General features: G+C 41.4%; 23 protein-coding genes and 1 riboswitch. Of the genes, 3 read left to right on the top strand and 20 right to left on the bottom strand.

Annotated features, from left to right (window positions below):
* Positions 1 to 25: 25 nt before the first annotated feature.
* Complete coding sequence (locus Q0465_RS02410) at positions 26 to 757, top strand: hypothetical protein (RefSeq protein ID WP_298612312.1); 732 nt, start codon at positions 26 to 28, stop codon at positions 755 to 757.
* Between the two features lie 596 nt (positions 758 to 1,353).
* Positions 1,354 to 1,860, top strand: coding sequence for a thiol peroxidase (gene tpx / locus Q0465_RS02405; RefSeq protein WP_298612309.1), 507 nt, complete (start codon positions 1,354 to 1,356; stop codon positions 1,858 to 1,860).
* 32 nt (positions 1,861 to 1,892) lie between these two features.
* Here tpx and Q0465_RS02400 read toward each other — a convergent pair whose 3' ends face one another.
* The 9 genes from Q0465_RS02400 to Q0465_RS02360 form a co-directional block, all read right to left on the bottom strand.
* Complete coding sequence (locus Q0465_RS02400) at positions 1,893 to 2,069, bottom strand: hypothetical protein (RefSeq protein WP_298612306.1); 177 nt, start codon at positions 2,067 to 2,069, stop codon at positions 1,893 to 1,895.
* 8 nt (positions 2,070 to 2,077) lie between these two features.
* The gene (gene ribE, locus Q0465_RS02395; protein ID WP_298612303.1) at positions 2,078 to 2,539 is read right to left on the bottom strand and encodes a 6,7-dimethyl-8-ribityllumazine synthase; all 462 of its coding nucleotides are present in this window, start codon (positions 2,537 to 2,539) and stop codon (positions 2,078 to 2,080) included.
* A gap of 40 nt (positions 2,540 to 2,579) precedes the next feature.
* Positions 2,580 to 3,806, bottom strand: a complete 1,227-nt coding sequence (locus Q0465_RS02390) for a bifunctional 3,4-dihydroxy-2-butanone-4-phosphate synthase/GTP cyclohydrolase II (RefSeq protein ID WP_298612300.1) — start codon at positions 3,804 to 3,806, stop codon at positions 2,580 to 2,582.
* A 57-nt stretch (positions 3,807 to 3,863) separates the two neighbouring features.
* Positions 3,864 to 4,499: a riboflavin synthase gene (locus tag Q0465_RS02385; protein ID WP_298612297.1), complete on the bottom strand. Its 636-nt coding sequence runs from the start codon at positions 4,497 to 4,499 to the stop codon at positions 3,864 to 3,866.
* 6 nt (positions 4,500 to 4,505) lie between these two features.
* A complete protein-coding gene (ribD, locus tag Q0465_RS02380) occupies positions 4,506 to 5,624 on the bottom strand; it encodes a bifunctional diaminohydroxyphosphoribosylaminopyrimidine deaminase/5-amino-6-(5-phosphoribosylamino)uracil reductase RibD (RefSeq protein ID WP_298612294.1) in 1,119 nt (372 codons plus the stop codon).
* 89 nt (positions 5,625 to 5,713) lie between these two features.
* Positions 5,714 to 5,836: riboswitch (FMN riboswitch) on the bottom strand.
* 79 nt (positions 5,837 to 5,915) lie between these two features.
* Positions 5,916 to 7,436, bottom strand: coding sequence for a 4Fe-4S binding protein (locus Q0465_RS02375; protein WP_298612291.1), 1,521 nt, complete (start codon positions 7,434 to 7,436; stop codon positions 5,916 to 5,918).
* A gap of 42 nt (positions 7,437 to 7,478) precedes the next feature.
* Complete coding sequence (locus Q0465_RS02370) at positions 7,479 to 8,417, bottom strand: DUF362 domain-containing protein (protein ID WP_298612288.1); 939 nt, start codon at positions 8,415 to 8,417, stop codon at positions 7,479 to 7,481.
* Between the two features lie 65 nt (positions 8,418 to 8,482).
* Positions 8,483 to 8,881, bottom strand: a complete 399-nt coding sequence (locus Q0465_RS02365; RefSeq protein WP_298612285.1) for a phosphoribosyltransferase — start codon at positions 8,879 to 8,881, stop codon at positions 8,483 to 8,485.
* Positions 8,871 to 9,386 (bottom strand): ECF transporter S component, encoded by a 516-nt coding sequence (locus Q0465_RS02360; RefSeq protein WP_298612598.1) that lies wholly within the window; start codon positions 9,384 to 9,386, stop codon positions 8,871 to 8,873. Before Q0465_RS02360 ends, Q0465_RS02365 begins: the two co-directional genes overlap by 11 nt.
* Before the next feature lie 281 nt (positions 9,387 to 9,667).
* Between Q0465_RS02360 and kbl the strand changes: the two genes are divergently transcribed.
* Positions 9,668 to 10,858 (top strand): glycine C-acetyltransferase, encoded by a 1,191-nt coding sequence (gene kbl / locus Q0465_RS02355; RefSeq protein WP_298612282.1) that lies wholly within the window; start codon positions 9,668 to 9,670, stop codon positions 10,856 to 10,858.
* Positions 10,859 to 10,934: 76 nt separating this feature from the next.
* Here kbl and Q0465_RS02350 read toward each other — a convergent pair whose 3' ends face one another.
* The 11 genes from Q0465_RS02350 to Q0465_RS02300 form a co-directional block, all read right to left on the bottom strand.
* Complete coding sequence (locus Q0465_RS02350; RefSeq protein WP_298612280.1) at positions 10,935 to 12,773, bottom strand: thioredoxin family protein; 1,839 nt, start codon at positions 12,771 to 12,773, stop codon at positions 10,935 to 10,937.
* 12 nt (positions 12,774 to 12,785) lie between these two features.
* Complete coding sequence (locus Q0465_RS02345; protein WP_298612277.1) at positions 12,786 to 13,430, bottom strand: HAD-IA family hydrolase; 645 nt, start codon at positions 13,428 to 13,430, stop codon at positions 12,786 to 12,788.
* Between the two features lie 122 nt (positions 13,431 to 13,552).
* Complete coding sequence (locus Q0465_RS02340) at positions 13,553 to 14,233, bottom strand: queuosine precursor transporter (RefSeq protein ID WP_298612274.1); 681 nt, start codon at positions 14,231 to 14,233, stop codon at positions 13,553 to 13,555.
* A gap of 329 nt (positions 14,234 to 14,562) precedes the next feature.
* Positions 14,563 to 15,945, bottom strand: a complete 1,383-nt coding sequence (locus Q0465_RS02335; RefSeq protein ID WP_298612271.1) for a TolC family protein — start codon at positions 15,943 to 15,945, stop codon at positions 14,563 to 14,565.
* Between the two features lie 25 nt (positions 15,946 to 15,970).
* A complete protein-coding gene (locus Q0465_RS02330; RefSeq protein WP_298612268.1) occupies positions 15,971 to 17,071 on the bottom strand; it encodes an efflux RND transporter periplasmic adaptor subunit in 1,101 nt (366 codons plus the stop codon).
* Positions 17,072 to 17,117: 46 nt separating this feature from the next.
* Complete coding sequence (locus Q0465_RS02325) at positions 17,118 to 18,371, bottom strand: ABC transporter permease (protein WP_298612265.1); 1,254 nt, start codon at positions 18,369 to 18,371, stop codon at positions 17,118 to 17,120.
* Positions 18,372 to 18,421: 50 nt separating this feature from the next.
* Positions 18,422 to 19,669, bottom strand: coding sequence for an ABC transporter permease (locus Q0465_RS02320; protein WP_298612263.1), 1,248 nt, complete (start codon positions 19,667 to 19,669; stop codon positions 18,422 to 18,424).
* 52 nt (positions 19,670 to 19,721) lie between these two features.
* A complete protein-coding gene (locus tag Q0465_RS02315) occupies positions 19,722 to 20,399 on the bottom strand; it encodes an ABC transporter ATP-binding protein (RefSeq protein WP_298612260.1) in 678 nt (225 codons plus the stop codon).
* Between the two features lie 226 nt (positions 20,400 to 20,625).
* Positions 20,626 to 21,477, bottom strand: coding sequence for an energy transducer TonB (locus Q0465_RS02310; protein ID WP_298612257.1), 852 nt, complete (start codon positions 21,475 to 21,477; stop codon positions 20,626 to 20,628).
* A gap of 1 nt (position 21,478) precedes the next feature.
* Positions 21,479 to 22,042, bottom strand: coding sequence for a sigma-70 family RNA polymerase sigma factor (locus Q0465_RS02305; protein WP_298612254.1), 564 nt, complete (start codon positions 22,040 to 22,042; stop codon positions 21,479 to 21,481).
* Between the two features lie 248 nt (positions 22,043 to 22,290).
* Entirely contained in the window at positions 22,291 to 23,952 is a 1,662-nt protein-coding gene (locus tag Q0465_RS02300; RefSeq protein ID WP_298612252.1) for a putative transporter, read from the bottom strand.
* Positions 23,953 to 24,013 lie beyond the last annotated feature (61 nt).

The raw sequence follows: 24,013 nt of genomic DNA, 5'->3' as shown, positions 1-24,013 counted from the left end.
TTACTCACTATTAAATTATAAACCCATGAAAACGTTTATTTTATCTTTTCTATTCTCCTGCCTAACCGGCATTCTTTTGGCAGAATCTGTCCCCCAGGAACTTCCGATACAAAAACGGATCGAAAATAAATTGTATGCTTGTTTTACAGAACAATCTGTTCAACCGCTGACCTCCCTTTACCCGGAACTGGAAAAGCAAAATACGCAACTTACACCTTACTGGATAGCTTACACCAAATTTTATGAAGCTATTTATTACCTGAAAACGCAAGACACTGAGCAGGCTCAAAAATGTTTAGCGGAAGCAAAATTATTACTTGAAAAAATAAAAGACAAAACTTCAGAAGATTATGCGCTCTTAGCTTATTTAGAAAGTTTTTCTCTACAATTCAAATCGGGTACAGAAGCCGGTAAGATTTCCGCAAAAGTCACAGCAAACGCCCAGAAAGCAGTGCAAATGGATTCAACCAATTTAAGGGGTTGGTATGTATCCGGCAGCCACGACTTTTATATGCCTGCCGCATACGGCGGCGGACAGAAAGCAGAAAGTTATTTACTGAAAGCCATCCGGCTTCCTGCCCAAAACCTGCCCCATCCCTGGCTTCCCTCCTGGGGAAAAGCAGAAGCTTACGATATGCTCATCCGGCTATATCTGGGAAAAGGAAATACAACAGAGGCCCGGAAGTATTACGAATCATTAAAAACAGCTTACCCCGAAAGTTATTTAATTTCTCAGTATGCAGAAATATTCAACTGAACAGGAAAATCGTGTTCTTTCCCCTGCTTTCCTTTGGAGAACATTCGCTGTAAAAGCACAAAAATGTATACAAGGGAAAGCAGTGGACTCCAAACTCCATCCGCCATTTGCTGTCAATATATATCTGAATAATCCCCTTCCGGGAAGGAACCGTTTCAGAGGAACAGGAAGACTTCAAACTATTCTATACTGATGTTTCTCCTTCGGACATACTAGTCGTATTTTTTATCGGATACCAGAAAATCAGTTTGTCCCTGAGCAAAATATTTCCGATTATCCCTTTGCAAATTATACTTCGGGCAAACAAACGGAAGCTGACAGAGAATGCAAGGCTGCAAACCGAAAGAATTGGCTTTTCAAGCTTTCTGCCATTTATACATCCCCGTAAAGGGGATTGGTTTCTCTCTTCGGTATCCTCAGGTTCGGGTTTATACCCCTATTCTTTCTGCCGCTCAGATACAAAAGATTCCTTTTCTGTTTCCCATTCTTCTCCGACCTCTCCTTTTACTCATTACACTCAAAAAATTTTGTATTTTGGTTGGTAATATAATTTTTAAACATTAAATTGCTTTTTACGTAAAAAAAAGAAAAAACATATGGAAGAAAGAAAAATTACGATGCATGGCAATCCTCTTACACTGGTAGGAAAAGCGATTCAAGTAGGAGAAAACGCCCCTGTATTTTATGGATTAGGGAAAAAACTGGAACCCATCAGTCTGGAAGAATTTACAGACAAAACGGTAATTGTATCAGCATTTCCTTCTATCGACACTCCGGTTTGTTCGGCTCAAATGCACCATTTTAATAAAATGGCGACCGACTTAAATAAAGATGTTGTGATTTTAGCTATTTCCTGTGACCTTCCTTTTGCATTAAACCGGTATTGCGCAGCCGAAGGCATCGACAGGGTAATCACATTATCCGACTATAAAGATCTGGAATTCGGATTAAAATATGGCTTTCTCATAGAAGAACTACGCCTGCTCACCCGAGGAATCGTTATCATCGGTAAAGATCAAAAGGTGAAATATGTAGAATATGTTCCGGAAATCACAGAAGAACCGGATTACGAAAAAGCCCTGGAAGTGATAAAACAACTTTAAACCCGGCTGATTTAAAAAACAAATATATTCCTTTAACTGCCTGGACGAAAGACAGATACTCCTTCGGGAAGCGGATTACCGCTCCGCTGATTAACGAAACTCCCGTTCCGGATGCATCCATAATAGAACGGAAGGTTCGTTAACCGGCAAGCCGGAATCCGATACGAAGCATCGCCTATCCAATCAGCTAAAGGGATGTTTTGTTTCAAAAGACGGATTAAATTTGCCGGAGCAGGTTGACCATTTCAATAGCACTGCTCACCGCGTCGAATCCTTTATTACCCGCTTTTGTACCCGCCCTCTCTACGGCCTGTTCAATAGAATCCGTCGTCAGGATACCAAAAATAACAGGTACTCCTGTCTGTAAACCAGCCTGAGCAACTCCCTTTGTCGCTTCCGCTGCCACCATATCAAAATGAGGAGTAGCCCCCCGGATCACCGCTCCCAGGCAAACCACAGCATCGTATTTTTTACTCTCAGCCATTTTTTTCGCCACCAGCGGAATCTCGAATGCACCCGGAACCCATGCGACCTCCAGCTGACTTTCATCTCCCCCGTGACGTACAAATGCATCCACAGCCCCTCCCAACAATTTAGCCGTAATAAATTCGTTAAAACGGCCGGCTACAATACCGATACGCTGACCTTCCGCTAATAATTTTCCTTCCAAAATTTTCATGATATTGAATATTATAAATTACGATTTTTATTATTTGTCTCTATTCTTTTTTCCAATCGTTCCGGACATGTAAAATATGTCCCATCTTTTTGTACTTGGTATACATATAGAATTCATTCTTCTCATTACAGGTCATCTCAATAGGCTCCCGCCCCACAATTTCCAGCCCATAACCATCCAATCCTTTAATTTTCAAAGGATTATTTGTCATTAAAATCATCTTCTTTACTCCCAGATCTGCCAATATCTCTGCTCCGGTACCGTATTCCCGCAAATCAGCCTTGAATCCAAGAGCCAGATTGGCCTCCACAGTGTCCATCCCTCCGTCCTGCAAATGGTATGCTTTCAATTTATTAATCAGGCCTATACCCCTTCCTTCCTGACGCATATACAACAATACTCCGCGGCCTGCCTTTTCTATCCGGCGTAAAGCTTCTCCCAACTGTTCCCCGCAATCGCAACGGAGAGAACCGAAGGCATCTCCCGTGAGACATTCCGAATGAACGCGGCACAATACGGGTTCTCCGTCAGCAACATTTCCTTTTACCAAAGCGATATGGTGTTCACCACTGATTTTATTGACATAACCATATGCTTTGAAAATTCCGTATTTTGTCGGCATCTCCGCTTCCGTAACCCTTTCGATCAGGATTTCGGTTCTCCGGCGGTAAGCGATCAGATCGGCAACAGAGATAATCTTCAAATGATGTTTTTTAGCAAAAGCCACTAATTCGGTCGTCCGCATCATCGTGCCGTCTTCCCGCATGATTTCGCAACATAAACCGCACTCTTTCAGTTTCGCAATTCTCATCAAATCCACTGTAGCCTCTGTATGTCCCATCCGTTCCAATACCCCTCCCGGTTTTGCTTCCAGAGGGAACATATGGCCGGGACGACGGAAATCAGCCGGTTTCGCTCCCTCTTCCACACATTTCATAGCTGTCACGGAACGTTCTAAAGCAGAAATCCCCGTGGAAGTAGAAATATGATCGATAGAAACAGTGAAAGCGGTCGCATGATTGTCCGTATTATTGGCTACCATCTGCTGAAGGTTTAATTTTTCCGTCAACGCTTTACTCATCGGCATACAAATCAAGCCTTTCGCATAAGATGCCATAAAATTTACATTTGCTAAAGTAGCATGCTCAGCTGCACATATTAAATCTCCCTCGTTTTCCCGGTCAGGATCATCCAACACAACAATCATCCTTCCGGCCCGCAGGTCAGCCACAGCTTCTTCTATCGTATTAAACTTAATTTCTTCCATAACGTTTCAGTTAAATTTAGGCTCATTAAATGATTCAATTTTTATAATTTCTTTCTCTTAAAATCCATTCGCTTCTAAAAAAGATAAACTCAATCCATTTCTATTTTCTTTTCCGATCAACTTTTCCACATAACGGACAATCATATCGTTCTCTAAATTCACCACCTCTCCGCTATGCTTACCTGTCAGCGTCGTCTCCTCCTGCGTATGAGGGATCACAGACACCCGGAAGACAGCCTCATCTACGTATGCAATTGTAAGGCTTACCCCATCTACAGCTACAGAACCTTTGGAAACAATATATCTTAAAAGGTCTGATCCGGCACTAACCGTAAGCCATAAAGCATTATCTTCCCGCTGTATATCTACAATCCGTCCGGTTCCGTCAATGTGTCCGGCAACCAAATGACCTCCCAAACGGCTATTTAAACAGAGCGCCCGCTCCAAATTTACCCGGTCGCCAGGCCGCAATAAACCAAGATTACTCCGTCTCATCGTTTCCGGCATAACATCCGCCCGGAAAAAAGAATTTCCCAGAAAAGTCACAGTAAGACAAACCCCGTTCGTGGCAATACTATCTCCCACTTTCGTATCTCTCAGCACTTTTTCTGCCTCCACTTCCAGTATCACACTTTTTCCCCCCCGGAGGATACTTTTTACCTTTCCTATTTCTTCAACTATACCTGTAAACATATTCTTTTATCTATTTTTTATCTTTCCCCGGATCAGAAAATCCGTTCCGATCTGTTCTGTCTTAACATCCTGCAAAATCACAGCATCGGCCATCCGCTTAAACCCCTCCCCTTCTACTGCCGTCTTCGCTTCTTTCCCTCCAATCAGTTTCGGTGCAATAAAAGTAAAAACTTCATCCACCAAGTTCTCCCGTAAAAAAGCATAGTTCAATTCCCCTCCCCCTTCCAGCAACAGGGAATCAATTCCCGACTCTCCCAGCTTACCCAACAGATCTTTTACAGCTACCCTTCCTTTTTCCTCAGCACAAAGCATCGTCTTTACTCCGGCCTTCCGTAACTTTTCCAGGGTTTCTTCTCCTGCTGCTGCCGTATGAGCAATAAGGACAGGATATTCCCGGGCAGTACGGATGATCTGCGAATCGAAAGAGATATCGGCCTTTGTACTGATAACAATCCGGACCGGTTGCCGGCATTTACCCTCCATACGGCAATTCAAAAGAGGATCATCAATTTTTACGGTACCGGCACCTACCATAATTCCCATAAACTCGGCACGCATCTGATGCACCCGTTGCCGGGCAGCTTCTGCAGTTATCCATTTCGAATCCCCGCTTGCTGCCGCAATCTTACCATCCAATGTCATAGCAGTTTTCAAAGCAAGCCAAGGCAACTTTGTCCTTATATATTTTAAAAAAAACCGGTTTTGTTCTTCCAAAAATTCTTGTTTCACTCCTGTGACCACTTCAATTCCCGCAGCTCTCAATTTTTCAATCCCTTTACCGCTTACCAGCGGATTGGGATCCAAAAGTCCTACTACCACCCGGCCAATTTTTTTCTCCATCACGATTTCCGTACAAGGGGGCGTTTTCCCATAATGGCAACAAGGCTCCAAAGTCACATACAAAGTAGCGCCCCGGGGATCTTCCGCACAATTTTTAAAGGCATTCCGCTCCGCATGCAAACCGCCGTAATATTCGTGCCACCCTTCCCCGATTACTTTCCCGTCTTTTACAACGACAGCTCCCACCAGTGGATTAGGGTTGACGAATCCCTTTCCCCGCTCCGCCAATTCCATTGCCCGCTGCATAAACCGGCAATCCTCCGTAGAAAAATTCTGCTTTTCCATAACCGACTTCCGAAAAATAAAAAACCCGAACGTTATCAGTCCGGGGCAATATCATACCAATCTATATAAAGACAAATCCATCTTTATCCTTATTCCTTCTACCATCCGGACTATACCGTCGGTACCGGATTTTCACCGGTTCAGTCTTCTAAAAAGAAGAGTCGCGGACTATCACCGCCGGTAGGGAATTACACCCTGCCCCGAAGAAATATTTATATTTTCTACAAAAATAATGATTCCGACAGGAATTGCAAAACTTACATCAAGTTTATTTTTTATTTACAAAAGCTGCTAAAAACCGAAATCGTCGATCTGAATTTCTTTTTTCTCTGCTTCTTTAAAACGCAGGGCTTCCACCTGAACAGGATTTCCTTCAATATGAATAGCTCTGAAAGGCCTGACCGGACAGACATACTCGCAGCCTCCGCATCCCACACAAATTTCAGGGTTCACCTGAGGAATCGTCAATCCATTTTTATAGGGAACCATCGTAACGGCCTGGGTCGGACAATGTTCAGAACAGGCACCGCAGCTCGTCTCATCGGTATTGACAATACAATTCTCAATCAGAAAGACAACCCGCCCGACTTGGGTCAGCTGTTTTTTCTCTTTTGTCAAGGGTAAAATGGCTCCGTTCGGACATACTTCAGAACAAACAGTGCAGTCAAAATTACAGAAACCTTCGTCAAAATACATCATCGGTTGCATCATCCCTCCAAAACCATATTCCAGAAAAGCAGGTTTCAGGACATGAGAAGGGCATTTGGCAATACAAAGATGGCAAGCTGTACAATTTTTTAAAAGATGTTCTGCACTCCCTGCACCCGGAGGACATATAGGGTGTTCCCGCCGATAAGCTTTATTCCGGCTGAATACTTCCACTTTTTCCCGAGCCACCGCTTTGGGTACGACTAAAGCCGTAGCCAATGCAGTTGCCAGAAAATGCCGTTTGGATTCATCAGTCGTAACCGTATTATTTTCCACAGGCTTTCTCCTCCTTTTAGAAGAAAAAACAATTGCCTGCTGACGGCAATTTCCGATACAGTCAAAGCAATCTACACAACGGCTATAATCAACGGAATGCTCTCTGCTATTTATACAGGAAGCCTTACATTTTAAAGCACATAATCCGCAACCGTTACATTTGGCAGTATCTATGCGAATTTTAAACAGAGCATAACGGGACAAAAATCCGAGAACAGTACCTACCGGACAAACCGTATTGCAATAGCTCCTGCCGGAACGCCAGGCCCAAAAGCCGATAATTCCCAAAGTAAATAAAGCGATGACAAAAGCAAACGTACTCAGAATAGCTACATGTACATAATAAAAAGTATAATTGCCAAATTTGGTAAACAGCCATGCCAGACCATTATTACCAATCAAATAGAAAGGCCTGAACAAATCGGTCGCTATTCTTCCGTAGGCACTATAAGGATCAAGCAAACTCAATAAGAAAGTAAACCCGAACAAAAAAGCAATGCTGGTTCCCGCCACAATCAGCCAGCGCAAAACATTTTTGCCAGGTGCATAACCGTATTTTTTCTTCTTATTCCGGCGTCTGGAAACCCAGATGACAATATCCTGAAAAATGCCTAAAGGACAGACAGAAGAACAATATACCCGTCCTAAAAATAACGTCAATACCACCCAAACGGCCAGGACCGCCACGCTCAACGATAACAGAGCAGGCACAAACTGAATACGGGGTAAAAAAGACTTTACTCCGCTTATTCCTGCAAAATCCAGAAAATAAAATGTAATCAGGGTAAAAAATACCACCGACACCAGAATACGTAACTTTCTCAGCATATATTTATCCTTAGGAAATAAAAAATCCCGTCCCCCTTGTCCTTAAATCCTGATCCTTTTCACTTTCAATTTCTGAATATCCATTGTACCGATCTGCAATTCTTCCCCTTTTGCCAGATGTCCGACAACATCGAGCGGCATGCTCTCTATCTGATTAAAAAATTTCGTCGCAGCCGTATCCACCGCTACAATATCCGTAGAAATAAACAATCCCTTGGGATTCACTACATCAGCAGCCGATTTACCCCGGGGACCATTCGTTTTCATTACCCGGTAAGCGTCTACAATATTCAATACGGCAGGTTTATCCAATGTACAGATATCCGCTATACATTGCTGCAAATCATTTTTATGGAAAAAACCGCGGTCCCAAACAATGCCCATATGATTTTTCATCGATATGGTCATTTTCGCTCCGCCATGATTTTTTAAGATAGGAACATTTATCCATACATCGCAATCCAGCAAAGAGGCATGGATTTTAGCCTTCTTTAAATTTTTTGCCCTCGGCAACTCCACTTCCCTGTAATAACTCTCTTCATGGGCAGGTACGACCTTAGCCCCTGCAGCTTTAGCTGCCTCCTCAATTCCACTGTTTTTATAGCATTTCCGCCAATCGTCACAGGTATGGTCGAATACGACGACCTCTTTCGCACCGGCAACAAAACATTGGCGAATAATTTCTGCTACCAAATCCGGATTGGTATTCCCGGCTAATTCAGGCGTTTTATCCCATCCGATATTCGGCTTCACGACCACTTTTTGCCCCGGCTTCACAAATTTTTCCATCCCCCCCATTTCAGTCATGGCTTTCCGAAACATATCCACCGGTTCACCTCCCATAACAGCTACCAAATCGTAAGGTAAACCAGTAATCTGGCTTTGTCCGCTTTGAGCCAATACACTCAAAGGATTACTGATTTTTATAGTAGCTGCCACTCCGGCAAGTGCTATCGCTTTTAAAAATTCCCGACGTTCCATTGTTTACTTATTTAATCCATTACAAAATCTATTTCCCCTGTGTCATCCTTTTCCCGGGAAACCAATCACAGTATCCACGGAAAACGAAAACAAGCTTCATTATACAGACTATAATCTGCCTCCCCATTTACTGCAAAAGTTTTCACCAGTTCTGCATCTGCAAGCAATTGACGGGCATAATGCAAGGTAGTCCCGGTTTTTACCCGGTCTTCAACCAATAGAATAGTCTTCCCTTTCACATCAAAGCTGATTTCTTCCAGCAAACGGGGTTGGGGATACAACTGTCTTTGAGTAGCATCCCGCAGATTCAGCTTCAATAATTGAATCCCGACATTTAAACGCTGATTGAGCAATGCTGCCGGAATAATTCCTCCGTTAGCTATAGCCACAATCATATCGAAAGACTCCTCAAATTTGATCTCCCTGAATCTTTCCAAAACTTCAGAAAAATTTTTAGAATTCATACTTTGCCAATCCTCTAAGGGCCAGCCAGCCACCTGTAATTTGAAACAAAATTCCGGGTAATCCCCACCTAAAATCCTGCACAGCAACCATAAAACTACCGGATAATAACCATTCTGCCAATCCTCCGGCTAGCTGATAACCTAAGACAACGACAGCGATATAAAATAAGGATAATTTCCGGGTATAAAAAGCAACACCAGCAGCAATACCAGCCAATAAAGAAGATTTGATCAGCAATACAGGTAAAACAGCCAAAGGAGGCATTCCGAAAAACAGACAGTTTAACAGAGGGGAAAGTACGGCTGTCAGTAAACCCACCCGGACTCCGAATTTATAGGCGGCAATTAAAGTAAAAAAATAAATAGGTAACCACATTTTCCCTCCGTCCGGGATAAAATGACACAATTGAGGTAAAAGCAGATTCCCGAATACAAAAGCAGCACCGAATAAATAGGTACGTGAATTAGCTAAACCCAAGCTTATAGGTTTAAATGCAGTTGTCATATTCATACTCAACAGATTAAGAGATTCAGTTTTCTAATTTTTAAATTTAAATAATGTTCAAAGTTATTTTTTTTCTCTTATTTCTGCAGTTTATAAAGAAAAATTAACCTTTTTATCTTAAACTATTTTTATGTTAGCTTATCATTTTTCTCTTTCTTCTAAAGAAAAAATCAAACATTAAAAATAATAACGATTTCGTCTTTCAATTTTTAAGCATCCAATAGTATTTTGATTAAAAATTATTTAATTTTGTCTTTCAATAAAACATAAATTTTACAGATATGTACGGAAAATTTCAAGATTTCTTGAAGACTGAGATTCAGTCTATAAAGGATGCCGGTTTATACAAGACCGAAAGACTGATCGCCACCCCTCAGGGAGCAGAGATCAAATTAACCACAGGTGAAACTGTATTAAACTTTTGTGCAAACAATTATTTAGGTCTTTCTTCTGATCCCCGTGTAATTGAAGGTGCCAAAAAAGGGTTGGATGCTCGCGGCTACGGTATGTCATCAGTACGATTTATTTGTGGTACTCAGGATATCCACAAAGAACTTGAAGCCAAAATATCCAAATTCTTCGGAAAAGAAGATACCATTTTATATGCTGCTTGCTTTGATGCCAACGGAGGTGTTTTTGAACCTTTATTCGGCCAGGAAGATGCAATTATTTCAGACGAGTTAAACCATGCTTCCATTATCGACGGGGTACGTTTGTGTAAAGCTGTACGTTACCGTTACAAACATGCTAATATGCAGGATTTGGAAGAGCAGTTAAAATTAGCTCAGGCACAACGTTTCCGTATTATTGTAACCGACGGTGTATTTTCTATGGACGGCGATATCGCAAAATTAAATGAAATTTGCGATTTAGCTGAAAAATACGATGCCCTGGTGATGGTAGACGATAGCCACGCTGCCGGATTTATCGGTAAAACCGGAAGAGGTACAGGCGAATATCACGGCGTAATGGACCGGATCGACATCCTTACCGGTACATTAGGAAAAGCTCTCGGAGGAGCTATGGGCGGCTATACAACAGGTAAAAAAGAAATCATTGAAATGTTGCGTCAACGTTCCAGACCTTATTTATTTTCCAATTCCCTTTCTCCGGCTATCTGTGGCGCTTCTATCGCCGTATTCGATATGTTAAGTGCCAGCACTGAATTACGCGACCGGGTAATGGAAAATGCAGAATATTTCCGTGGTAAACTGACAGAAGCCGGTTTCGATATCAAACCGTCAGAATCTGCTATTGCCGCTTTAATGTTGTACGATGCTGTATTATCTCAGGAATTTGCAGCTGAACTACAGAAAGAGCACATTTATGTAACCGGTTTTTATTATCCGGTAGTACCGAAAGGTCAGGCTCGTATCCGCATTCAGCTTTCAGCTGCACATACCCGTGAACAATTGGATCGGGCTATCGCTGCATTCATTAAAATCGGGAAGAAACTGAACGTTATTAAATAAGTGGGTTTCGGCCTGTTCAATTTTATAAAAAACGGAGTTTAAAAGCTCCGTTTTTTATTTTTATCACTTCCCGTTTTTATTCCTCAATCAAATCATTTACTAATTTTTCAAAAAAACCTTTGTAAGAAGAAACTCTTACTTTGCCTTCCTGCCGTTCTTTTTTCTCGATTTCTGAAACTGTCCAGGCAAACCAGCGGGCAGCCTTATAACGTATAGATTTATCCCGACAATTGTCTCTGATTTTTACTCCCCAACCGTAAAGTTCTGCTTCCGGAATCTGTTCTTCCGTCCATCTTTCTTCAGCTAATTCTGCAAAAACCTTCCAATTTCCGGTCTTTTCAGCAGCATTCATACGGGCCTTGCGGACGATTTGCCGCCAATTTTCTATTTTTTCAGCCTTTAATCGTTTTACATACGCTTTAAAGCCCGTTTCATCGAATTCATATTTCCCATTTTGTTCCCGGACAAAACTCTCCGCCCCAGCCGTCCAGACCTCCTGAATTTTACCCATAACTTCTCGCTCTCCGAATAAAGAGAAAAAATCATTTCTATGCAATGAAATATATTTAAACAATCCGGAATCCATATCGATCACATAATCCCGGAACAATTCCCAATTTTTCCTATCTTTCAACTGCCCGGGGTCCAACGCTCCCAGATAACACTCCGTCACTTGTGCTGCTCTGTTTTTTAAACCTGCTTTCCCCAACATCCGGATATATTCTTCTACAAAAGCAGATTCCCGGCACCCCTGCTCATATTTTTCCGAAAGGAATTTCAGTCCTTTCCCTTCCAAAACCCTATAAACCATTCTTTTGAATTCAGAAGTATCCGGAATACCGGCAGACAAATGTACCCATTCTCCTACACTATCCAAAAACACCTGACAAAAAGGAGAATTCAGTCCGGATTTTTCTGTCCAGCGTCTCCCTTCCTCACTTTTCTGATCCAGAGTATAATTAATAAAATGATCATTCAATAAAGCCGCAATTTCCGGATCCCGGTATACAATTTCCGTCAAAGGCCTCCGTTCTCCTCCAACTAAAGCATAACAATCCACATAAATCCCCTTTTTTTCCTGCCGGGCTTGTGTCAGGACCTGCTCCCAGCTTCCTTCGGAAAATTCTACTCCCTTTGCTTTATGAAGAGCTTCTTCCCCCATCTGTATGATCTCTTCCGTCTGCTTCCGTCCACAGTCAGAAGTAATGACTTTCCCCTCCCCGTTCACAAATAAATAAGCGGGTAATTCCTCAATCCTGTATGTTTTCAATAAAGGTTGTTCAGCTGAAATATCAACGCGGAAAGGGACAAAATTCCGGTTATAAAAATCCGCCACCCGGTCTAAATTAAAGATATTATTCTCCATCAAAAGGCATTCCCGACAATTCTCTCCGTGAAAATAGATAAACACAGGTTTTTCTTCCTTTTTTGCTTTTGCCAGGACATCCTGCCAGTCTGAGATTACAAAATTCACGGAACGGCTGTTATTTTTTTTAACCTCCGCCAACTGTTGCGCTTCCCGGGCAGCATCCAGCAAAAGGAGAGGATCCTTTGCGACTTCCGCTGTTCCAACCGTTAATAGTAAATCCCCGAAAGGCATAAAAAAAGCGTATACAGGATAAGGAGTTAACAGTAATTTCGGTTCTATTTTTTTTCCTTCTTCACTTTGCATATCCATATAAACAGGAACCAGATTCCGTTCAAAAAAAAATTTTACCGTTTCATTGGAAAATATTTTTTTATCCGGCATTATATCTACAGCCACAAACACGAGTTTATTATCCCGGGCAGCCTGCAAGTTAGCTTCTTCCCAGCTTGCTACTGGCAAATTCTGCTGGGCAGCAACAGGGAAAACTGCAAATCCCCATCCCAAAATCCAATATATAAAAAAATAAAAGGCATTTATAGGTTTCATCCTTTTTCTGTATTATAGTATTTTCCCCAAATCAGCGACAGTCTCTGCAATAGCATCCGCTCCCGCTCTTTCCAATTCTTCCCGGTCTCCGAATCCATACAACACACCTACGGAATCTATCCCGTTCCGTTTCGCCCCTTCTACATCGTACTTCCGGTCCCCGACCATAACCACTTCCTTCCGGTCAAAAATAGCATTTTTCTGTAATACATACCGGACCACATCCGCTTTCTCCTGACGTAAACCGTCAAAAGTCGCTCCCCCTACAAAAGTAAAATACGTTTCCAGCCTCAATTCTTTTAAAATCTGTACAGCAAAAGGCTGGGGTTTAGATGTACATAAAAAAAGTTGTTTGCCTGCAGACTGCCACATTTTTAAAAGGGCCGGCATTCCTTCATATACCTTATTTTCAAAGATTCCCTTGGTACTATAACGTTTCCGGTATTCCTGAATAGCGCGTTCTGCCTCTTGTGCACTGAGGTGATAGAATTTACAAAAAGAATCCCGCAAAGGAGGTCCGATAAAGCAGTACAAATCCCGCAAATCCTGTACCTCAATACCCAACTGTCTCAATGCATAACGAACGGATTCAGTAATCCCTTCCCGGGAATCTATAACTGTTCCGTCCAGATCAAGTAAAATATATTTCTTATTCATATATTCCATTCCCTACAAAAATACCGGAATATTTTTAAATATAAATTCTCTTCCGGGAACCTTGGGTTTCTTTGTGATATTTTAACAGGATCACCGTAAAAAAACAGTTTTCCCGGTTATACTTAAATATCCCTTAATTTCAAAATATTATAAGAGATGTGCTGATCGTATACATCTGTCTGCTCTATTTTTTTGATATACCGGACTACTCGTATCGTTAAAGGAAGGACAAGCACCTCATAAAGGGATTTAAGCACAGCCTGGGTTATAATCATAACAAACAATTCTTCTCCCGGAATAAGTCCCCCGAAAGCAATAGGGAAAAAAATCAATGAATCGGCACTCTCCCCGAACAAAGTAGAGACAATGGCCCGTAAAGAAAAATACTTTCCCCGGGAAGCCAGTTTCATTTTACTCATAATGTAAGCATTCAGGAAAGAACCGACCAGGAAAGCACAGAGACTGGCAATCACAATGCGGGGAGTCATCCCAAACACAAAATTAAATCCTTCTTCCTGCTGCCAAAAGGGGGCTGCCGGCAACAGAACAGCCAACTGGGCAAATCCGACAACCAGAAAATTCATCGCAAATCCCGTCCATATAATCAAACGGGCTTTTTTAAATCCCCATACTTCGGCAATACAGTCGTTTATAATATAAGAAATAGGAAACACGATCAAGCCGGCCGTAGCCGTTATCCCACCGATCTGGACAACTTTTGTCTCCAATAAATTAGAAGCAATCAGACATACATTGAACAGTATACCTAAAAGCATAAACGGAATAGTAACAGTCTTTTGCATCTTTCTTGTTTTTTACGTGGTTTATCAAGCACACGGAGAGATAAATTTCTTCTCTCAATGAGGCGGCAAAAGTAACTGTTTTAAATCAAAATATCAAGTTGTGACGAATGTTTGCGCGATGAAATGCTGAAATGTAAAAATGCACAAGAAATGAATGCTTCCTTACAGAAACCGGTTAAGGTTTTACTGATTTACGAAACCTCGGTTCCGGATTGGATTTTTTATCCGGCACAAAAGTTCACCTATCCATGTGCCTTTCTGTCCGTATTCATCCGGCATGAAATACCGCAAATCTTTCCCATATCTAACTTTTTTACTTTTGAACTTTTCTACTCATCCAACGGCCGGCCATTGTAAAAATCGAGGATTTTTGTTCTGAAAATAAAATCGTACTTTGCCTGGGCTGCTTCCGAAAGAGATTTGGCCAAACGGGTTTTTGCATCATTAAACTGATAGCTGGTAGAGCGGCCGGCATTGTATTTCTGTTCTTCATACCGAAAAGCTATCTGAGAAGCTTCCACAGACTTTTCAGAAGAAAGGTATTTTTCATGAGCAGCAACAGCATTATAATAAGCCTGCTGGATTTCTTTGTACAAATTCTGACGTATATTTTCCAATACCAACTCCTGGTTTTCTACAGAAATCCGGGCAGAACGGACCTGATTACGGGTAGACAACCGGTTAAAAACAGGTATACTCAAACTCAGGCCCACCGACTCACTGCCATTCCGGCTTAACTGTGTCGAAAAAGAAGGATTACTCTCCCCAGCCCCTAAATTATAGGTATGATAATAGCTATTGCTATAAGAAGCCCCCAGAGATAATTGAGGATAATAAACTGACTTTGCTATTTTCAGGTTTTTCTCACTGCTGCGCAAACGGAATTCTGCCGCCTTCACCGCCGGACGGTTTTTCACTGATGCTATATAGACAGCTTCCGGAGTCATCAGATTAGCTGTTTGTTCAATGAGGACATGCCCGATATCCGGCATTTCGATTTTAAACCCTTCCACAGTTTCCAAGTTTAAGAGTTGACTCAAATCGAGTAAAGACAATTTTAAAGTATTTTGTGCCTGCGTTTTATTCAATTCTTCTTTAGCTAAGGCAGCTCTGGCATCAAATAATTCGGATTCCGGCACCTTTCCCCCCCTCACCAATACTTCAGTATTTTCCACTTGTTCCCGGCTTAAATTCACCTGTTCTTCTGCAATACGGAACAATTCGTTGTTGAAAAGTACTTGCAAAAAATAAGAGGTAATATTTAAGGCTAAATCTTCTTTTGCCCGGTCCAGTTCTGCTATGGTAGCCTGCAAATTCAATTTTTCAAGCTGGATCTGATGATGAATTCGGAATCCTGAAAAAACCGGAACTCGGGTATTGACATCCAGAGAACTGGAAGACTGGCTCTGATCCTGATAAGTTCCATCCCGTCCCGGTCCCCTCCCAAAATAAAAATTTTGTCCCACTCCTGCATTCAAATCCGGTAAACGACTGAATTTAGCTGTACTGACACTTAATTCCTGATCCCTTTTTTCCAATACTCTTTGCCGGATATCTATATTATGCTCTATGGCATAATCAATACATTCTTTTAATGTCCAGGCGCGGGAAGGCTGTGAGTGAACGGTCTTTCCTGTTTCCGCACTTTGTCCAGAAACCGTCAGGCAAACCCAAATGAGAAGTCCAGCCAGGCTTATATATTTCCTTATCATACACAAATTATTGATTTAGATTCCTTTATTTTTTTAGTATTTTACTGCCCCTTACTTTATCAGAAGCGGTAAGACCGTCTATCACCTCTATATTTATTCCATCCGATAAACCCAATCTGACAAAACGTTGTTCCAACTTCAGGTCCGGCTCTTCAGCAACGACAACCTGTACAAAAGTCGAATCCTGACGAAATTCTACAGTACTTTCCGGAATAGTCAAAACATCCGGACGACGGTCCAGAATAATTTCAGCATTCGCACTGTAACCCGCCCTTACAAATACAGAATCCGGGACCTCTGCAGCAGCTTTTATTTCGAATAAAATAGCTCCGTTCTCCTCTATACTTTTCGGAGAAATATATTCCAGAACCGCATTGAATTTCATATCCTGCAATGCACCGATTGTCAGCATAAGCGGCATTCCTTCCTTAATGCGTCCCACTTCCGTCTCATCAATTTTCCCTTTAAAAATCATATCGCTCATATCGGCAATAGAAGCAATAGTAGTACCGTCATTAAAATTGTTAGACTGGATAACGGAATTTCCGACTTTTATCGGTACGTCCAATATCATCCCCGTAATGGTCGCCCGGATTTGGGTATTACTGAACTGGGAAGAACGTTTGGCAATGCCGTCCCGCACGATTTCCAGGTTATCCTGTGCGTTCTGTAACTCTTCTTTCGCCCGCATCAATTCCGTCTCTGCCTTTTCGAATTCTTCACTCGCCACAACTTTTCCCTGATACAATTCTTTAGTCCTATCATATTCTTTCTGCGTTTGCCTTAAATTTATCTGAGCCACGTTTACGCGAGATTCCGCTGCACTCAAGGTCCCCATTTCCGGAATAACTTTTACCTTCGCCAATATATCACCTGCTTTTACAGACTGTCCGGCTTCTTTACATACTTCCGACACAATTCCTGAAATCTGTGGTTTTATCAATACTTCATCCCGTGGCTCGACTTTGCCCGTAGCAACTGTTTTCTTTTCAATCGTTGCCACTACCGGCGAAACAATCTGATATTCAATTTTTACCGGACGGGATTTCTTCCATAAAAAGAAAAAAGTCCAGATCAGCACGAACACAAACAGTCCTATAAAAATAAATTTGATATACTTTTTCATATTTGCTTTATTTATTTTTTATTTCTTATCTCCTATTCTTATCCGGTTATTCCTCGCGTATTGCATCGATCGCTTTTACCTGCAAAGCCCGCCAGGCCGGAATAATTCCTGCCATTACTCCGCTGATCAGCAATATAAAAGCAGACACAATTGCCATCGAAAACGGAATTTGCGGATGCCGGAAAAAAGTATCACTGTCCACATTGCTCACCACCTGATCCACTAACGATAATATACCGACCCCGCAAGCCAATCCCCAAAATCCGGCCAGTGCTGTCAAAACCAAACTCTCATACATGATCTGCATCAGTATGGATTTCGGTTTTGCTCCCAAAGCCCGCCGAATACCGATTTCCCTCGTTCTTTCCCTCACCGTAACCATCATAATATTACTCACCCCCACAATACCTGCCAACAAAGTCCCAAGGCCTACAATCCAGATCAGAACATTTATTCCCAAAAACAACATTTTAAACATGCGGAACTGTTTTTCTACATTCATACTTTGTACGGCCATCGGATCCGTAGGAGAAATAGAATGCCGCGCCTTTAATAAGCCTCCAATTTTTTCTTCCAATTTCCCAATCCGAACCTCTTCCACAGCAGTTAATGCAATGCAATCCAATTCATTTCCCCGGTTGTATGTTTGCTGCATCACCGTAAAAGGCAAAATGATACTTTCTTTAGAATCCCCGCCAATATTGACCTGTGTCACCGGTTCATTCACTCCGATCACCTGATAATATATGCCCCCTACTTTTAATAAATGTCCCAAAGGATCTTCCCCTTTTACAAACATCTCTTCATAAACTCTTTTCCCGATTACACATACTTTCCTTCTGTCCCTGATATCAATATCATTCAAATAGCGTCCGTATAACATGCTTTGCGGTTCAATAAAATTATATTCCGGATTCAACCCCTTTATATAATAGGTCCCGTATTTATCTCCCCTTACTACATTATTATCCTCTTTCCCTCCGAACAAAATAGGAGAAATGTATTTCAATTCAGGTATCTGTGCCCGCAACATTTCCATGTCCTCATTCCGGAGCTGCCATCTACGCCCTTTCCGGAATCCTTTATAAGCCTCGGTTGTCGTACTGGCAAAAAAATAGGCAGAGTTTTCAGCAAATCCTTCCACTCCGGATTTCACACCGTTTTCCAGTCCATAACCGGCTCCTGACATTACAACCAACATAAATATCCCCCAAAACACACCAAATGCGGTCAACACACTCCGCATTTTATTCCGCGTTATGGTAATCCATATTTCATGCCAACGATCCAGATCAAACATCTTATATCAAACTTTCTGTTTATTGAACTCTATTTATGCCGACTCTGCTTTTATTCATACCGTAAAGCTTCAATCGGCTTTATACTTACAGCTTTCCTGGCAGGGAAATATCCGGCTAAAATTCCGGCAACAATCAAAACAAAGGTTGCAGCCAGAACAATAGATAAGTCTACAGTAGGATTTCTGAAAACACTCATTTCGTCTGTCGCCCCTGCGCTTAGCAGTACATGATTCACCAGCTCCGTCAATCCTACCCCGGCAACCATACCGATATAACCAAAAAATCCGGTAATCAATAATGCTTCCAGAATAATCAACTTCAGTATAGAAAAAGGGGTTGCCCCCAAAGCCTTGCGTATTCCAAATTCCTTAGTCCTTTCCTTTACCGTAATCAGCATTATATTACTGATACCCACAATACCAGCTATCAAGGTGCCAATTCCGATAATCCATACAAAAAGATTAATTCCATTGAAGATCCCCATTGTCTGCATATAAGACTTCAATTTATTCCAAATCCATACAGCCTGTCGGTCCTGAGCATCGAAGATATGTTTTTGCCCCATTTTTGCCCTTAACTCCGCATCGAATACCTCATTATCCTGAGAAGTAGACAATCCCTCTACCATAAAATTAACATTTTGATATCCCTCCGACGGATTGTATATCCGCTGAGCTGTACTTAAAGGTATATATACATCCGGTAATTGATCCACATCTTCCCCCTCATAAATACCAATAACCTGATAAGCTACGCCATCGACAACCACATATTTTCCAAGGGCAGCCTCTCCCCTGAATAATCCTTCTGCAGTTTTCCGGTGAATAACAATTACTTTCCGCGCTTCTTTCATATCCACCTCATTGATAAAACGCCCATCCCCAGCCCTGACAACCATATTTTCAATCTTTGCATAATCAGGCTCAATTCCCCTTACAGTATTATTTCCATATTCTTTCCCGTAAGAAATAACCGGATTCCAATGGATTATACTGGCTGAAAAAGAAGAAATAAAAGGAAATTCCCGCTTCAGATACCCTTTTTCGGTTTCGTCGAACTTTATACGTCTTCCTTTTTGTAATCCTTTATAAGGCATGCTGGTACGCCCTGCCCACATATAAACAGAATTTTTCGCGGAATTTCCGAAATTCGCAGAAACTCCGTTTTTTAATCCGTTTCCGGCACCCAATAAAAGGATTAACATAAAGATGCCCCAAGCCATCGAAAAACCTGTCAAAAAAGTCCTGAGTTTATTTTTCCGGATCGTACTGAATATTTCCTGCCAAATGTCAAACATACCGTATCAAACTAAAAAACGTTGGGAACATATCTTCATAAAAAAAATCCCGTTATTTATCCTTTACCTCTATTGAACCGATTAACCCATCCTTAATATGAATAATTTTTCTTGTCATCGCTGCAACGTCAGGAGCATGCGTTACAATAATCATCGTCATCCCGCTTCGGTTTACTTCCTGCAAAATATTCATTACTTCTACAGAAGTTTTACTGTCCAAAGCTCCTGTAGGCTCATCGGCCAATATAAGCTGTGGACTGGCTACCAGAGCACGGGCAATGGCCACCCGCTGTTTCTGGCCACCCGATAATTCATTCGGCATATGCATCGCCCATTCCTTCAATCCCAGTTTTTCCAAATACTCCATAGCCATGGAATTCCGTCTTTTCCGGGATATTCCTTGATAATAAAGCGGAAGTGCCACATTTTCCAAGGCATTTTTAAAAGCAATCAGATTGAACGACTGGAAGACAAACCCAATCATTTTATTGCGGTATTCCGCAGACTGCGTTTCAGAAAGATTCTTAATTAAGGTGCCGTTCAGATAATAATTCCCCAAGTCGTAATTATCCAAAATCCCCAGTATATTCAAAAGCGTTGACTTCCCGGACCCCGAAGCCCCCATAATAGAAACAAATTCTCCTTTTTCAATCGTCAGATTTATCCCCTTCAATACATGCAAAGGAGCACCGTTATTATAAGTTTTGTTGATATTCTCCAGATGTATCATGATTCCAGGTTTACGCAAATAATTAATTCACATGCAGAGTATGTTCTCCGCCTTTCTTCTTGTCCGCCAAAATATTTTCTTTAGAAATATTAATACTTTTTAGACGCTCAAATATAGATAAATGTTACAATCTATATTAAAAAAAAATAATAAAGATTGAATAAAATATATTTAAATCAAAGTGTCTTGTTCTTTAGATAAGAAATATTTACCCTTCAAAAACAAATTATCTGTGAGAAACAGTATCCAAATAGAAAGGTAGGGAAAGAATCGTAGAATCTGCTGTACCTGTATAGGTCCATTTCGGACCATTATTCAGCAAACGGATAGCTTCATGATTGCAGGAATTTGTTATCCATTGAATCACGCGGATTCCGGATGGACGGCCATATTGGTTCACTATAAATGAAAGTTTTATCACCCCTTCCTTACCTGCGAGTCTTGCATCTTCCGGATATACCAGAGAATCCCGGATATAACGCTCAAAAGCCTCTATTCCACCTTCCGGCATAGGCCCGTTCCCTCCTTTATTTTCCACCTGTATTTTTCCTCTTTCCCTGGCAACACTGGCAAAAGCAAGCCGGTTTCTGAAATTCGGTTCAACAACAGCTTCAGCCGAATCCTTTTCTATCCTATCCAAAACTACAGAATCAGCCAATGCATGCCCTGCAGTATTTTCTACCGATATTCTCTGTTTCAATTCCTGCTTTTCCTCCCGCTTCGCTATAGGGATAACTTTCAGTGTATCCGCTTCCTCTTCACTAACATATTGAGTAAAAATCATTTTTTCAGCAGGCTCTTTTTGCCAGAAAAATACACCCAATACAAGGAATACAAGAAAAATAGCAGCAATACCTATTCCCTGGCGGATGATTCGTTTCTTTCGGGGGAAAATCCGGTATTCTATCTTTCTAGAAAGTTTTTCAATAACTTTTAACGGATCTTCTTTTGCCTCATTTAAACCTTCCAGAGCTTCAAACAAAAAAGGATCGGACAAAGCATTCCGTTCAAGACGGTTAGCCGCCTTGCCTCTTTGCTTTCCACGCAAGTATTCTCCTAAGTCTTCCCCGTATTTCATATTATACCAACCCTTTTTTCTGCATACATAATTTTAAATTACGTTTCCCATTCTGAATAAAACTCTTTACTCTTTTCAAAGAAAATCCGGTCGTCTCTTCTATTTCTTTATAAGAACGCTCTTCCATAAAAAAACGATATACGCTTATGCGTTGCTTTTCCGGTAAAGATTCTATGCATTTTAACAAGGCTTTTTCTTTATCATACGCTTCCCTTATATCATCAAGATTAAAATCATCACAAAATTCCATAAAGTTTTCGTCTAAAGTAAGGGTAGGATTTAAAGAACGTTTCCGGAGTTTCGCCAGGCAATGGTTTCTCACACAGGTATACAACCAAGGCCTAAACATACGGATATCATTTTTTTTGACTTTAGCCAGCAGTTCCTCGAAAATATCCATTACCACATCCTGAGCATCTTCGCTATACCTGAAATATTTTAAAGCCACTCCATATACCAGTGGGATATAGCGCTTATAAAGTTCAGCCAATTGTTCGGTTTTACCCGTCTCCCGATAACCAGCCAATAACTCCTCATCAGTAATATTTTCACACAGCGTTTTCAATGCAATTCATAAGGTTCTTTACAAAGATGATTTTTTTAAAAACACCATGCAACATTTTGGGGGAAAATGTTTAAACATTTAATGGATTAAGGGTACTTTCTACCTGATTAAGGTAAGTCAAAAGACTCGCTGACTATTAAACCTGCGGTTTAGAGAAAAGAAATTAATCCGGAAAACCTGTTCCGTTAATCAACGAAGCGTTAATCAGTTTCCTCGCGGAGGTTTCCACACTTTCCTCCACTTTAATTCTATAAAAAGAGAAGCAATACCAATTGGGCAATTATAACCCGGATAAACATTGTCAGGGGATATACGGTAGCATATGCGACAGAAGGGTTATCTCCGTTTACAACCATATTGGCATAATTTAAAGCCATCGGATTAGACATGCTGCCACAGAGCATGCCAGACACAGCCCCGAAATCCATCTTCATCATTTTTAAAGCAACAAATGCTACCATAAAGACAGGAACAATCGTAATAGCAAAGCCAAGTCCCAGCCATAATAAACCTTCTGAACGAAAAACAGTTTCAAAAAAATGCTCCCCTGCATCCAATCCCAAACAGGCTAAGTACATGGATAAACCCAATGCCCTTAACATTAAATTGGCACTACGGGTAGTATAAGTGACCATATGAAGCCGTGGTCCGAAAGCCCCCATCAAAATTCCCATAATAATCGGGCCGCCAGCTATACCCAGTTTAACCGGAAAACTGACACCCGGAATAACAAAAGGAATAGTACCTACAATCAATCCCAATACAATTCCGACAAATACGGCCACCAAATTGGGTTCTTTCAGGCTCATCACTTTATTTCCTAACAATTTTTCGACATTGGCTATTGCATTTGCCTCTCCCACGACAGTCAACTTATCCCCTAATTGAAGCACGAGTTCCGGAGTAGCTAATAACTCAACTCCTGCGCGGTAAATACGGGTAATATTAATACCAAAATGATTACGTAAACGCAAAGATCCTAATTTTTTACCATTAATTTCTGAACGTGTCACTAAAATCCGCTGTGATATCAACTGGCTATCGATGGCATTCCAATCAATATCATCCTTATTCCAATCCACATGTTCCTGCTCCCCGAATAACATGGTAAGTGTATTCACTTCTGCCTCTGAAGTAATCACCAACAAACGGTCCCCTTCCTGTAAAACGGTATCGGAAGTGGGAATACTGACTTTTCCATCCCGCCATAATCGGGATATAACAAATTTATGATAGGCTAACATAGCCGTTTCCTTTACCGTTTTACCAAATATGCCGGGATTGCATACCTGAAAACCGACAATAAAAGTCGTATGCGATTTGACCTCTTCCCCATTGGCAGGAATTGCTTTATTCAGGAATATTTTCCGGATAACGACCAAAGCGATGATGACACCAACTACCCCCAAAGGATAAGTAACAGCGCACCCTAAAGCCGGATCTGTCCCCTCCATTTGCAATTGCTTCAATGTTTGCTGAGCAGCTCCCAAAGCCGGTGTATTGGTTACGGCACCACTAAGAATGCCGACCATATCGGATAACGGAATTCCTGTCAAGATATGAAAAAGAACCGTCATAACGGTACCTAATAACACAACAGCCAAAGCCAGCATATTCAACGTAATCCCCCCTTTCCGGAACGAACCGAAAAAGCCAGGTCCAACCTGCAACCCCAAAGCATATACGAAAATAATCAATCCAAAGCTTTCCGCATAATTCAACATCTGTGGATTAATACTCAATCCCCAATGACCGGCCAAAATTCCGATAAAAAATACGAAAGTTACGCCCAGCGAAATACCCAGAATTCTTACCTTCCCCAATACCAATCCGACAGCCGTAATCAGAGAAACGACAACTACTGCCTGTATCACTGAATGGTCTATAAAAAGCTCTTTTAACCAATCCATTTTTCTACGATAAAAACGAGGTAAAGGTAGTACTTTAAAACAGAGCAGACAAATCCCTTAC

Source organism: uncultured Odoribacter sp. (assembly GCF_937966165.1).
GTDB lineage: Bacteria > Bacteroidota > Bacteroidia > Bacteroidales > Marinifilaceae > Culturomica.
This window is presented reverse-complemented; position numbering and strand designations above follow the sequence as displayed.